This is a genomic window from Rhodococcus sp. WB1, assembly GCF_001700945.1.
GTDB classification, from domain to species: Bacteria; Actinomycetota; Actinomycetes; order Mycobacteriales; family Mycobacteriaceae; genus Rhodococcus; species Rhodococcus aetherivorans.
The window spans coordinates 1,194,112-1,206,476 of the sequence record NZ_CP015529.1; the positions used below are offsets into that span (position 1 = coordinate 1,194,112).

Genomic DNA, 12,365 nt, shown 5'->3' on the forward strand with positions numbered 1-12,365 from the left:
GCGTCACGCGGCGGGGTCGCGGCGCCGGCCGAGGGCGGCGGCGAGCGCTCCGCCGGCCGCGCCGAGCGCCAACGCCGTCGGCACCCCGATGCGCGCCGCCTTGCGGGCCGTGCGGAAATCCCGGATCTCCCAGCCCCGGGTCTTCGCCAGCTCCCGCAGGTCGGCGTCCGGGTTGACGGCGACCGGCGTGCCGACGAGCGAGAGCATGGGCACGTCGTTGTGGCTGTCGGAGTACGCCGTGCAGCGCTTGAGGTTCAGGCCCTCGCGGATCGCCAGGGCCCGCACCGCGTGGGCCTTGCCCAGGCCGTGCAGGATGTCCCCGACGAGGCGGCCGGTGAACACGCCGTCCTCCGATTCGGCGACGGTGCCGAGGGCGCCGGTCAGACCGAGCCGCTCGGCGATGACGTTCGCCAGTTCGACCGGGGTGGCCGTCACCAGCCACACCTGCTGCCCCGCGTCGAGGTGCATCTGCGCCAGCGCCCGGGTGCCGGGCCAGATCTTGTCCGCGATGATCTCGTCGTAGATCTCCTCGCCGAGGCGGGCCAGCTCCGCCGTGGACCGGCCGGCGACGAACGACAGCGCCTTCTCGCGGCCGCTGGCGACGTCGTCCGAGTTCTCCTTGCCGGTGACCCGGAACTTGACCTGCTGCCAGGCGAATTCGGCCAGGTCGGACTTGGTGAAGTAGTCGCGGGCGGCGAGTCCGCGCGCGAAATGGATGATCGACGCGCCCTGCACCATCGTGTTGTCGACGTCGAAGAACGCGGCCGCGGTCAGGTCCTGCGGAACGGCGGTGGTCGAGGTGTCGGCGGGCTCGGCCTCGGTGCGGGCCTCCTGCAGCGCGAGAGCGGCGTCGGCGCTCGCCTGGCCGGCGAGGTTCGCGCGGACCTCGGCCTCGCTGGGGCCGAACTTGCTCAGCAGCCGGCGCCGGCCGGGCCGGATCAGACCCGCCAGGGTCTCGCTGACGCGGCCGGCCAGGTTCTCGCCGAATCCCCAGCCGTGTCGCACTGGACGTTCCGGCACCTGCACCTCCCTGTTGCGCGACGGCCGCGCCGTCGAGTGCTGCCGGCCGGTTCGTCGGCGGCCGGCCGTCGTGTGTGGCAGACCGCCCCAGCCTAGCCCGCGACACGGCCCCCTCCGCGCGTTGCCGCATGTGGCCGGTGGGTGTGACGTTCGTCTCGGTGGGGTATGACGCACAGTTGACCCCATGAGCGAACATCTGCCCGGACCCGCCGCCACATCCGGCACCCGCCACGAGATCACCCTCCTCGTCCGAGCCGGCTGCGGTGCCTGCGCGCCGGCACTGACTCTGCTCGAGCAACTGTGCGACGAGTTCGGAGCCGGGCTGACGTGCATCGACGTCGATCGGGCTGCCTCAACGGATCCCGACCTGCGCGCCGAATTCGGCGATCGTCTGCCGGTGGTGCTGCTCGACGGCCGTGAACACAGCTACTGGGAGGTCGACGAGCCGCGGTTGCGGGCCGATCTCGCCGGTTGAGCGCCCCTGGGCGGAACCGTCGTGCAGGTGAGAAGCACATTCGGGGCCGTTCGAGCAACTTTGTGCAGGGCTTCACAAGCGGTTACCGTGGTGTGAACGAATCCCCCGGATCACCGTGAGGACCGACGTGTACCCGTCGGCCGGACGAGGAGCCACGAACGTGACAGAGCTGCACCCCCCGCAGGGCGACGCTGCCCGCGGCGGCGTCGCCGAAGTCGGCGGGGGTGCGTCTCCCGGTGTCCCTGTGCGGGACATCCCCCAGGCTACTGTGACGCGTCTCGCGACGTATCTGCGGGTCCTCGGAATGCTCGCCGACGAGGGCACGCTCATCGTCTCGAGCGAGGAACTCGCCACCGCGTCCGGGGTCGGTTCCGCGAAGCTTCGCAAGGATCTGTCCTTTCTCGGGCCCAACGGGGTGCGCGGCGTCGGCTACGACGTGCTGCGCCTGCAGGCCCGCATCGAGAACGCACTCGGCCTCGACCGGGGGCACCGCGTGGTGCTCGTCGGCGTCGGCAATCTCGGCCGTGCCCTGGCCGGGTACGCCGGCTTCGACCGCCGAGGGTTCACGATGGCCGGACTGTTCGACGCCGACCCGGCGCGGGTGGGGACGCGGGTGGGGAACCTGACCATCCGCCACGTCGACGGGCTCGAAGCGGCCGCCCGCGAACTCGGTGCCACGATCGGCGTCATCGCCACCCCGGACGCCGCCGCCCAGGGTGTGTGCGACCTGCTGGTGCGCTCCGGTGTCCGGTCCGTGCTGAGCTTCGCCTCGGCGCCCCTCGCGGTGCCCGACCATGTCGAGGTCCGGCGGGTCGACCTGTCCGTGGAAATGCAGGTCCTCTCGTTCCACAGCGCCCGCAACGACGCACTCGCCCAGGTGGCGGGCGGCAGTCACGCGGGCCTGACCGACACCCGGCGCGCCGCGTCGGGGCTCACCGCGCCGAGCGCGAACGGGCACACCGCATCAGGAACGCCGAGCCCAGTGGCCTCGGCAGCGACAAGAAACGGATCGGTGATTGCGCCGTGAGTGTTCTCCTCGTCGGGGTCTCGCACAGGACCGCGCCCGTCTCGGTCCTCGAGAAGGTCGCCGTCACCGACACCGATCGACCCAAGCTGACCGACAAGATGATGGCCTCCGACCACATCTCGGAGGCGATGATCGTCTCCACCTGCAACCGGGTGGAGATCTACGCGGTGGTCGACGCGTTCCACGGTGCGCTGGCCGACGTCAGCGAGCTCATGGCCGAGCACTCGGGCCTGACCCTCGTCGACCTGCACAAGCACGCGTACGTGCGCTACAGCGAGGCGGCCGCCGAGCATCTGTTCGCCGTGGCCAGCGGGCTGGACTCCATGGTGGTCGGCGAGCAGCAGATCCTCGGCCAGATCCGTACCGCCTACGCGAGCGCCGACGCCCAGCAGGCCGCCGGCCGGGCCCTGCACGAGCTGGCCCAGCAGGCGCTGCGCGTGGGCAAGCGGGTGCACACCGAGACCGGCATCGACGCGGCGGGTGCCTCCGTCGTGTCGGTGGCGCTGGACAAGGCCGCGACATCGCTCGACGGTCTCGCCGGCCGCACCGCCGCCGTGATCGGCGCGGGCGCGATGGGCGGGCTCGCCGTCGCGCACCTCACCCGCGCCGGAATCGGGCGCATCGTGGTGGTCAACCGGACCCGCGAGCGCGCCGAGCGGCTCGCCGAGACCGCACGCGGCAACGGCGTCGAGGCCGACGTCATGCCGTTCGAGCGGCTCGCCGCCGCGTTGTCGCAGGCCGATGTGGCCGTCACCTGCACGGGGGCCGTCGGTACGGTCGTCACCCTCGCCGACGCGCACCGGGCCCTCGCCCAGCCCGAGCGCAGCACCCGCCCGCTGGTGATCTGCGATCTCGGCCTGCCGCGCGACGTGGAGCCTGCCGTCTCGGGTCTGCCCGGCGTCACCGTCTTCGACATGGAGTCGCTGCAACGCGATCCCGCGGCCGGGGCCGCCGCCTCCGACACCGAGGCCGCCCGCTCGATCGTCGCCGGCGAACTCGCCGACTACCTCGCGTCCCAGCGCCTCGCCGAGGTCACCCCCACCGTCACCGCCCTGCGCCAGCGTGCCGCCGAGGTCGTCGAGGGCGAGCTGCTGCGGCTCGAGTCCCGGTTGCCGGGGCTCGACGACGGTCAGCGCGGGGAGGTCGCCCGCACGGTGCGCCGCGTCGTGGACAAGCTGCTGCACGCGCCGACGGTGCGCGTCAAGCAACTGGCGTCCACCCCCGGCGGCGACCAGTACGCCGAGGCGCTGCGCGAGCTGTTCGAACTGCGTCCGGGTGCCGCCGAGGCCGTCGCCACCCCGGTGGCGAAGGAGCTCGGCGCGCTGCCCGACGTGACCGGCGCGACCGATCTCTCGGCCGCGCTGGATCCGGCCGTCACCACGGAGCTGCAGGCTCCCCGGAAGCAGTTTCCCGGCCCGCTGGGGGCTCCCCGAGAGGAAAGGCAGGCATGAGCGCCGAGGTCGCATCGGACACCCGGATCGAAGCCGGGACCGGCAGCCGCACGCTGCGGATCGGAACGCGCGGCAGCCTGCTGGCGACCACGCAGGCGGGCACCGTCCGGGACGCGCTGATCGCCGCCGGCCATCCCGCCGAGCTGGTCGTCATCACCACCAAGGGCGACGTGACCGCCGGTCCGGTCGAGCGGATCGGCGTCGGCGTCTTCACCGCCGAGCTGCGCGAGGCGCTGCTCGCCGGCGACGTCGACCTGGCCGTGCACTCGTACAAGGATCTGCCGACCGCGCAGGATCCGCGTCTGGTGATCGCGGCCGTGCCGCCGCGTGAGGATCCGCGGGACGCGCTCGTCGCCCGCGACGGCCTGGTGCTCGGCGAACTGCCGCCCGGCTCCCGCGTGGGCACCTCCGCGCCGCGGCGCCGTGCCCAGCTCGCCGCCATGGGCCTGGGCCTCGACATCCAGCCGCTGCGCGGGAACATCGACACCCGGCTCGGGAAGGTCGCGTCCGGCGAACTGGACGCCATCGTCATCGCCCGGGCGGGGCTCTCGCGCATCGGCCGCCTCGACCGGATCACCGAGTCGCTCGAGCCGGTGCAGATGCTGCCGGCGCCCTCCCAGGGGGCCCTCGCGGTCGAATGCCGCGCCGGGGACACCGCACTGATCGAGATCCTCGCCGGCCTCGACGACCGCGCCAGCCGCGTCGCGGTCGTCGCCGAACGGGCCCTGCTCGCCGAGCTCGAGGCCGGCTGCACCGCCCCGGTCGGGGCCGTTGCCGAGGTCGTCGAATCCCTCGACGACGACGGCCGCGTGATCGAGGAGCTGTCCGTGCGCGGCTGCGCCGCCGCCCTGGACGGCTCGGACGTGCTGCGCGCGAGCGCCGTCGGCGATCCCGACCGCGCGGAGGAGCTGGGCCGGGCGGTGGCCCGCGAGTTGCTCGATCTCGGTGCGCGCGAGCTGATGACCAGCCGTGCGGACGACGCGCCGGAACAGGGCACCGCAGATGTTTGACGCCCTCCGTCCACACCCCAGGTTTCCCCTTACCGCAGATTTGACCGCACTGGAGAATGACCGATGAGCCGAGTCCGTAAGCACAATCCCGGACGGATCCTGTTCGTGGGAGCTGGGCCGGGCGACCCGGCTCTGCTGACCGTGCGAGCCCGCGACGTGCTCGCGGGCGCGACGATCGCCTTCACCGACCCCGACGTCGACAAGGGGGTGGTCGCGCTCGTCGGTACCACCGCCGGCCGGGACCCGGAGACCGGGGAGCCCGTCGCCGAGGTGCGTCCCGCGCTGGGCGAGCCCACCGAGGTCGCCAAGACCCTCGTCGCGGAGGCGAAGAACGGCCACGACGTCGTGCGCCTCGTCGCCGGTGATCCGCTGACCACCGACTCGGTGATCGCCGAGGTCAACGCCGTCGCCCGCACCCAGGTGGTGTTCGAGGTCCTGCCGGGCCTGACCCCCGGCTCGGCCGTGCCGAGCTACGCGGGCATGGCCCTGGGCTCGTGCCACACCGAGGTCGACGTGCGCGGCGAGGTGGACTGGGCGGCGCTCGCCGCCGCGCCCGGCCCGCTGGTGCTGCACGCCACGTCCGGTCACCTCGCGGAGACCGCCAGCGCCCTCGTCGAGCACGGGCTGGCGCCGCAGACCCCCGCGGCGATCACCGTCCGGGGCACGACCCGTCAACAGCGCACCGTCGAGGCCACCCTCGCCACGCTCAACGATGCCGGCTCCGAGTTGGTGGGGCCGCTCATCGTCACCGTCGGCAAGATCGTCTCGCAGCGCGGCAAGCTCTCGTGGTGGGAGTCCCGCGCGCTGTACGGCTGGACGGTGCTGGTGCCGCGCACCAAGGAGCAGGCCGGGGAGATGAGCGAGCGGCTCGTCGCGCACGGCGCCATCCCGATCGAGGTGCCGACCATCGCCGTCGAGCCGCCCCGCAGCCCGGCCCAGATGGAGAGGGCCGTCAAGGGTCTCGTGGACGGCCGCTACCAGTGGGTGGTGTTCACCTCGACCAACGCGGTGCGCGCGGTGTGGGAGAAGTTCGAGGCGTTCGGCCTCGACGCCCGCGCCTTCTCGGGCGTGAAGATCGCGTGTGTCGGGCAGGCGACGGCGGACAAGGTGCGCTCGTTCGGGATCACCCCCGAGCTGGTGCCCTCCGGTGAGCAGTCCAGCGAGGGCCTGCTGGCCGAGTTCGCCCCGTACGACGACGTTTTCGACCCGGTCAACCGGGTGCTGCTGCCGCGCGCCGACATCGCCACCGAGACCCTCGCCGAGGGCCTGCGCGAGCGGGGCTGGGAGATCGACGACGTGACGGCCTACCGCACGGTGCGGGCAGCGCCGCCGCCGGCCGAGACCCGCGAGATGATCAAGACCGGTGGGTTCGACGCGGTGTGCTTCACCTCGTCCTCGACGGTCCGCAACCTCGTGGGTATCGCCGGTAAGCCGCACGCACGCACCATCGTCGCGTGCATCGGGCCGAAGACCGCGGAGACCGCGATCGAGTTCGGCCTGCGGGTGGATGTGCAGCCGGAGACCGCCCAGATCGGTCCCCTGGTGGAGGCGCTCGCCGAGCACGCCGCCCGGCTGCGGGCCGAGGGCGCGCTGCCGCCGCCCCGCAAGAAGTCCCGCGCCCGCCGCTGACCCACCGTGCGCGGTTCCGGTGGCTGCCGCTACCGAAACCGCGCACGGCTTGCATGGAAGGTGAGTCCGCCGATGTATCCCGATGTCCGTCCCCGCAGGCTGCGCACCACCCCGGCCATGCGCCGGCTGGTCGCCGAAACCTCCCTCGAGCCGCGGCATCTGGTGCTGCCGATGTTCGTCGCCGACGGGCTCGACGCGCCGCGCGAGATTCCCTCGATGCCCGGCGTGTACCAGCACACCCCCGACTCGCTGCCGGCCGCGGCGACCGCCGCGGTCGAGGCCGGTGTCGGCGGGCTGATGCTCTTCGGCGTGCCGCGGGCCGAGGACAAGGACGCCCGCGGATCCGGCGGCACCGACCCGGAGGGCGTGCTCAACCGCGCGCTGCGCGACCTGCGCGCCGAACTCGGCGACGCGACGGTCCTGATGGCCGACACGTGCCTCGACGAGTTCACCGACCACGGTCACTGTGGCGTCCTGGGCGCTTCGGGTGAGGTGGACAACGACGCGACGCTCGAGCGGTACGCGGAGATGGCCGTCGCGCAGGCCGAGGCGGGCGCGCACCTGCTCGGGCCGAGCGGGATGATGGACGGCCAGGTCGCGTCGATCCGGGCGGCGCTCGACGCCGCGGGGCATCAGGACGTGGGGCAGATCGCGTACTCCGCGAAGTACGCGTCGGCGTTCTACGGGCCGTTCCGCGACGCGGTGGGTTCCTCGCTCGAGGGCGATCGGCGCACCTACCAGCAGGATCCGGCGAACCGTCGGGAGGCGCTGCGCGAAGTCGATCTCGATCTCGCCGAGGGCGCCGACCTGGTGATGGTCAAGCCCGCGATGTCGTACCTCGACGTGCTGCGCGAGGTCGCGGACCGCTCGGACGTGCCCGTCGCGGCGTATCAGATCTCCGGCGAGTACGCGATGATCACCGCCGCCGCGCAGAACGGCTGGATCGACCGGGACGCGGCAATTCTGGAGTCGCTGACGAGTATCCGCCGCGCCGGCGCCGACATCGTGCTCACCTACTGGGCGGCCGAGGTCGCGGGCCGGCTCACGTGAGCACGCCCGAACCGTCGCAGTGGCCCGGGCCGCCGGCCACGCCGCCCGGGACGGCGCCGGGGGAGCGGCGCCCCACCCCCGTGGACGTGGAGACCGCGTTCCAGCTGTGGTGTGCGGTCGCGGTCCTGGGCCTGGTGTACCTCGGTGCGAGCGTGGCGCTGATGTGGGAGCGCAGGGACGAGTTCGTCGACCAGATGACGGCCGAGCTGGCCCGGCAGACGCCCCCGGTGGAGATGCCCCGGGAATCGGTGGAGTCGTTGCTGCCGTTGGGTTTCGGGATCACCGCCGTCCTGGGCCTGGCCTTCACCGGCCTGTTCCTGCTGGTGGTCTTCGCGATGCGCCGCGGCCGGAACTGGGCGCGCATGCTGCTCACGATGATCGGCGTCTTCCTGACCTTCACGGCGCTCCCCACGGTGTTCGGCGTCGGTGCGCTGGGCGGTGGGGCCGGACTCGTGATCGGCCTCGTGAGCATCCTGCAGGGTGTGTGCTCGGTCGGGGCGATCGTGCTCATGCACCGCCGCGAGCCGAACCTGTACTTCCTTCGGTTGCCCCCGAGCTGACCCCCCGGGCGCGCGGAGTACGGTGTCTGACGACCCACGGCCCGCGCGGTCGTTCCCGACGAGCGAAGAGGACTTTCATGCAGGTGGAGCCCCGGCCCTACGGTCGTCGTCGTGAGCTGGTTCTGATCGGCCTCATCGCCGTCCTGGGTGTGGTGACCCTGGTGCTGGTCGTCGTTCCGGGCATGCTCAGCGCCTGATCGCGACGTGAGCGAGCCGGCCGAGCCCCGATTCCACGAGCCCGGTGCGCATTGGCGCACCGTGGCGCTCGGCCCGGTGCTCTGCGTCGTCGTGCTCGCGGTGGAGCTGCTGACCGGGCCGGTGGTCCACTGGGTCTCCCTGCCGGTGATCGCTCTCGTCCTCAGCGGTTTCGCGTACGTGACGGTCGTCGCGGCCCGGCGGCACGTGAGCGTGGAGCTGACCGCGGCGACGCTGCGCCTCGGCACCGAGGAGCTGCCGCTCGAGGAGATCGACGCGGTGCTGCCGCCGGCCGATCCCCGGGCCCGCGAACCCGAGCGCTGGGAGACGGCCCGGCCGCTGGGGGAGCTGTCGAACGTGCCGCGGGGTCGCACGGCCGTCGGCCTGCGGTTGCGCGGCGGCGCCCTGGTGCGGGCCTGGGCCAGGGACCACGAGCGGCTGCGGTCCGAACTCGGGACGGTGCTGGCCGAGCGCGCCGATCCACCCTTGCTTTAATACCCCCTAGGGGTACGATGCGGGTATGGCCGGATACACCCCGCACCAGGAGGACCTGCTCAAGCGCCTGCGCCGGATCGAGGGACAGGTTGCGGGCATTGCCCGGATGATCGAGGACGACCGCTACTGCATTGACGTCCTGACCCAGGTTTCCGCCGTCACCAAGGCCCTGCAGACGGTCTCGCTCAAGCTGCTGGACGCGCACCTGGCCGGCTGCGTCGTCGACGCCGCCCGGCAGGGCGGACCGGAGGCCGACGCGAAGATCCAGGAGGCCTCGGACGCGATCGCCCGCCTCGTTCTCAAACCCTGATCGCCCGAGGAGCCCGATCGGCATGCGGATCGCCCACGGACTGTGCGCTGCGGGACTGGCGTGCGTCCTGACGGCGTGTGCGCCGGAGGAGCCCGCGCGGACGGTGCTCTCGGGTACGCCGAGCGCGGTCCCCGAGTCGCCGGCCGCGCCGCGGGTCACCGTCACCACCGTCGTCGACGGTCTCGACCATCCGTGGGACGTGGTGCAGGCCCCCGACGGGACGCTGCTGACCGGGGAACGGTCGGGCCGGTTCGTCGTCCGGCGGCCCGACGGGCGCGTCGAGGAACTGCGCGCCGACCTGCCGGACCTGTACGCGGTGGGGGAGACCGGGCTCATGGGCGTGGCGCTCGGCCACGACTTCGAGTCCAGCCGCACCGTCTACGCGTGCCAGGGGCACCGCGACCCCGACGACGTCCGCGTCTACGCCTGGACCGTCGATCCCGGCTGGACCACGATGACGCGGCAGCGCACCGTCGTCGAGGGCCTGCCCGTCGCCCGCGGCGGGCGCCACGGCGGCTGCCGGATCCTCGCGCACCCCGACGGCACCCTGTACATCGGCACGGGCGACGCCACCCGCCCGACGGCGCCGCAGGATCCGGCCGGCCTCGGCGGCAAGGTGCTGCACCTGAACCCCGACGGGTCGCCGGCGCCCGGCAACCCGGATCCGGGCAGCGTCGTGTTCACCCTCGGCCACCGCAACGTGCAGGGGCTGGCGCTGCAGCCCGGCACCGGCCGGCTCTACTCGGTGGAGCAGGGCAGCAGCCGCGACGACGAGGTCAACCTGCTCGTGCCGGGCGGCAACTACGGCTGGCGTCCCGACCGCGAACCCGGCACGTACGACGAATCGGTGCCGATGACCGATCCCGAGCGCGTGCCCGGCGCGATCCCGGCGGTGTGGAGTTCCGGCTCGCCCACCATCGCCACCCCGGGGCTGGCGTTCGCGGCCGGGCCGGCGTGGGGCCCGTGGTCCGGTGCGCTCGTCGTCAGCAGCCAGCAGGACGAGAAGCTCCTGCTGCTGCGCCTGTCCGGTGACGGCCGCAGCGTCACCGAGTCGGCGACGCTGCTCGAGGGGGAGTACGGCCGCCTGCGGTCGCTCACCTCGCTGCCCGACGGCTCGCTCCTCGTCACCACCGACAACGGCTCCGGCGACAAGATTCTGCAGGTCGCCCCCGTCTAGCGTGCCCCTGGGTCGACGCGCCGCGCGCCCGCGCCGTCCTCGCCCAGCCGATCGCCCGGATTGAACAGTGTGCACGCCTGCAGCGACAGGCAGCCGCAGCCGATGCACCCCGCCAGTTCGCGCTGCATCCGGTCGATCGCCTGCTTGCGTTCCGCGAGGCGCTCGTGCCATGCCCGCGAGATGCGCATCCAGTCCCGTCGGGTCGGGGGCCTGTCGGCCGGCAGCGCCGAGAACACCTCGGCCACCTCGGCGAGCGGAATGCCGAACCGGGTCGCCAACTGGATGATCGAGATGCGCCGGATCGTGTGCCGGGGGAAGCGGCGCGTGCCGCCTGCGGTGCGGTGTGCCGTCACAAGTCCCAGCGACTCGTAGTAGCGAATCGCAGACACGGCGGCGCCCGTGCGCCGGGAGACTTCACCGATCGCCAGCAGTTCTTCGCTCGTGCGGCTCATCACGACTCCGTTCCCCGCGCTTGATCTCAAGTGCACTCGAGACTCTACAGTCACCGGCATGCACGGATCCACGACTCGCGCCGGCTCCTGGCCGGAACTTCTCGGGCGCGAATACCTCGGTACAGCATCGGTTCTCGCCGGCGGAGTTGCCCTCTACGCCACCAACGTGTACCTCACCACGAGCCTGCTGCCGACCGCGGTCGAGGAGATCGGCGGCCACGCCTACTACGCGTGGACGGCGACGGTGTTCCTCATCGCGTCGGTGATCTCCTCGACGGCCGTGGCCCGCCTCCTCGCCGCCCGCGGACCCCGGGGCGCCTACCTCGTGGCGCTCGGGACCTTCGCGGCCGGCACCCTCGTGTGTGCGCTCGCCCCGTCCATGGAGACGCTGCTGGCGGGCCGGGCGGTCCAGGGACTCGGCGGCGGCCTGCTCGCCGGGCTCGGCTACGCCGTTCTGAACAGTGCACTGCCCGAACGCCTCTGGAGCCGCGGCGCGGCGCTCGTATCGGCGATGTGGGGCGTGGGGACCTTTGCGGGACCCGCCGTCGGCGGCGTGTTCGCCCAGTTCCACGCCTGGCGATGGGCGTTCGGCGCGCTAGTGGTCTGCACGCTCGCGGTCGCCGCCGCGGTGCCCTTCACCCTGCCGGCGCACGCCCGCGGATCGCGGGATGCCGGCAGGATTCCGCTCGGTTCGCTCGCCCTGCTCACCGCCGCGGCCCTGACGGTCAGCGTGGCCGCCGTCGTGACCGGCAGTGCGCCCACGATCGCCCTCATCGCGGTCGCGTCCGCTGCCGTGGTCGCGTTCGTCGCCGTCGACCGCCGCAGCCCGCACGGCATCCTGCCCGCGGCGACGTTCACCACCGCCCGGCTGCGCTGGGTGTACCTGACGATCGCAGTGCTGGCGGTCGCCTCGACCGCCGAGACGTTCGTCCCGTTGTTCGGGCAGCGCCTCGCCGGCCTCGCGCCGCTGGCCGCCGGCTTCCTCGGCGCCGCGCTCGCGGTGGGGTGGACGCTCGGCGAGATCCCGAGCGCCTCGGCGTCCGCGCCACGGACCGTGCACCGCATCGTGGTGAGCGCTCCGGTGCTCGTCGGCCTCGGTCTCGCGCTCATGGCGACCGTCGTGCGTGACGAGGCCGGACCGGCTGCGGTCGCGGCGTGGGTCACGGGACTGGTCGTCGCGGGCGCGGGCATCGGCATCGCGTGGCCGCACCTCGCGGTCGGCGCGATGAACGCCGTCGCCGACCCGCGCGAAAGCGGCAGGGCGTCCGCCGCGATCAACACCGTCCAGTTGATCGCGAACGCGTTCGGCGCAGCACTGGCCGGGGTCCTCGTCAACGCGGGACAACCGTCCGACGTGCGCTCGGCGCGGCTCCTGCTGTTCGGGTTCGCGGCCGTGGCGGTGCTCGGCGTGCTCGCCGCGCGCCGCGCGGTTCCGGCCCGCGCGCACCGGCTCCGGTCGGTCCCGGCGGACTCCTCCGCAGCGGAACCCGAACGAATCTGACGCCGCCGCGCGT

General features: G+C 73.0%; 13 protein-coding genes. 11 read left to right on the forward strand and 2 right to left on the reverse strand.

Annotated features, from left to right (window positions below):
* Positions 1 to 3 precede the first annotated feature (3 nt).
* Entirely contained in the window at positions 4 to 1,020 is a 1,017-nt protein-coding gene (locus A4U64_RS05400; RefSeq protein ID WP_438270043.1) for an HAD family hydrolase, read from the reverse strand.
* A gap of 184 nt (positions 1,021 to 1,204) precedes the next feature.
* Here A4U64_RS05400 and A4U64_RS05405 point away from each other — a divergent pair, with 184 nt between their 5' ends.
* The 10 genes from A4U64_RS05405 (at position 1,205) to A4U64_RS05450 (ending at position 10,399) form a co-directional block, all read left to right on the forward strand.
* On the forward strand, positions 1,205 to 1,495 hold the full coding sequence (locus tag A4U64_RS05405; protein ID WP_006935968.1) for a glutaredoxin family protein: 291 nt from the start codon (positions 1,205 to 1,207) through the stop codon (positions 1,493 to 1,495).
* A gap of 160 nt (positions 1,496 to 1,655) precedes the next feature.
* Positions 1,656 to 2,522, forward strand: coding sequence for a redox-sensing transcriptional repressor Rex (locus A4U64_RS05410; protein WP_006935964.1), 867 nt, complete (start codon positions 1,656 to 1,658; stop codon positions 2,520 to 2,522).
* The gene (locus A4U64_RS05415; RefSeq protein WP_006935962.1) at positions 2,519 to 3,973 is read left to right on the forward strand and encodes a glutamyl-tRNA reductase; all 1,455 of its coding nucleotides are present in this window, start codon (positions 2,519 to 2,521) and stop codon (positions 3,971 to 3,973) included. Before A4U64_RS05410 ends, A4U64_RS05415 begins: the two co-directional genes overlap by 4 nt.
* A complete protein-coding gene (gene hemC, locus A4U64_RS05420) occupies positions 3,970 to 4,983 on the forward strand; it encodes a hydroxymethylbilane synthase (protein WP_006935961.1) in 1,014 nt (337 codons plus the stop codon). The genes A4U64_RS05415 and hemC overlap by 4 nt, the downstream gene beginning before the upstream one ends.
* A 63-nt stretch (positions 4,984 to 5,046) precedes the next feature.
* The gene (locus tag A4U64_RS05425; RefSeq protein WP_006935959.1) at positions 5,047 to 6,612 is read left to right on the forward strand and encodes a uroporphyrinogen-III synthase; all 1,566 of its coding nucleotides are present in this window, start codon (positions 5,047 to 5,049) and stop codon (positions 6,610 to 6,612) included.
* 72 nt (positions 6,613 to 6,684) lie between these two features.
* The gene (hemB, locus tag A4U64_RS05430; RefSeq protein ID WP_006935956.1) at positions 6,685 to 7,662 is read left to right on the forward strand and encodes a porphobilinogen synthase; all 978 of its coding nucleotides are present in this window, start codon (positions 6,685 to 6,687) and stop codon (positions 7,660 to 7,662) included.
* Positions 7,663 to 7,742: 80 nt separating this feature from the next.
* Entirely contained in the window at positions 7,743 to 8,222 is a 480-nt protein-coding gene (locus A4U64_RS05435; RefSeq protein WP_006935953.1) for a hypothetical protein, read from the forward strand.
* 204 nt (positions 8,223 to 8,426) lie between these two features.
* A complete protein-coding gene (locus A4U64_RS05440; protein WP_006935948.1) occupies positions 8,427 to 8,912 on the forward strand; it encodes a hypothetical protein in 486 nt (161 codons plus the stop codon).
* Positions 8,913 to 8,937: 25 nt separating this feature from the next.
* Positions 8,938 to 9,222, forward strand: a complete 285-nt coding sequence (locus tag A4U64_RS05445) for a metal-sensitive transcriptional regulator (protein ID WP_003937563.1) — start codon at positions 8,938 to 8,940, stop codon at positions 9,220 to 9,222.
* 22 nt (positions 9,223 to 9,244) lie between these two features.
* Positions 9,245 to 10,399 carry a PQQ-dependent sugar dehydrogenase gene (locus A4U64_RS05450; RefSeq protein WP_065922298.1) on the forward strand — a complete coding sequence of 385 codons (1,155 nt, stop codon included), beginning with the start codon at positions 9,245 to 9,247 and terminating at the stop codon, positions 10,397 to 10,399.
* Here the strand turns inward: A4U64_RS05450 and soxR are convergent.
* Entirely contained in the window at positions 10,396 to 10,851 is a 456-nt protein-coding gene (gene soxR / locus A4U64_RS05455) for a redox-sensitive transcriptional activator SoxR (RefSeq protein WP_065922299.1), read from the reverse strand. The genes A4U64_RS05450 and soxR overlap by 4 nt on opposite strands.
* 58 nt (positions 10,852 to 10,909) lie before the next feature.
* Between soxR and A4U64_RS05460 the strand changes: the two genes are divergently transcribed.
* On the forward strand, positions 10,910 to 12,352 hold the full coding sequence (locus A4U64_RS05460; protein ID WP_065922300.1) for an MFS transporter: 1,443 nt from the start codon (positions 10,910 to 10,912) through the stop codon (positions 12,350 to 12,352).
* The last annotated feature ends 13 nt before the right edge of the window (positions 12,353 to 12,365 follow it).

Bases quoted from the DNA above. Each gene is read 5' to 3' on its own strand.
- A4U64_RS05405 (WP_006935968.1), top strand. From the start codon at position 1,205: ATGAGCGAACATCTGCCCGGACCCGCCGCCACATCCGGCACCCGCCAC.
- hemC (WP_006935961.1), top strand. From the start codon at position 3,970: ATGAGCGCCGAGGTCGCATCGGACACCCGGATCGAAGCCGGGACCGGC.
- A4U64_RS05425 (WP_006935959.1), top strand. From the start codon at position 5,047: ATGAGCCGAGTCCGTAAGCACAATCCCGGACGGATCCTGTTCGTGGGA.
- hemB (WP_006935956.1), top strand. From the start codon at position 6,685: ATGTATCCCGATGTCCGTCCCCGCAGGCTGCGCACCACCCCGGCCATG.
- A4U64_RS05445 (WP_003937563.1), top strand. From the start codon at position 8,938: ATGGCCGGATACACCCCGCACCAGGAGGACCTGCTCAAGCGCCTGCGC.
- A4U64_RS05450 (WP_065922298.1), top strand. From the start codon at position 9,245: ATGCGGATCGCCCACGGACTGTGCGCTGCGGGACTGGCGTGCGTCCTG.
- soxR (WP_065922299.1), bottom strand. From the start codon at position 10,851: ATGAGCCGCACGAGCGAAGAACTGCTGGCGATCGGTGAAGTCTCCCGG.
- A4U64_RS05460 (WP_065922300.1), top strand. From the start codon at position 10,910: ATGCACGGATCCACGACTCGCGCCGGCTCCTGGCCGGAACTTCTCGGG.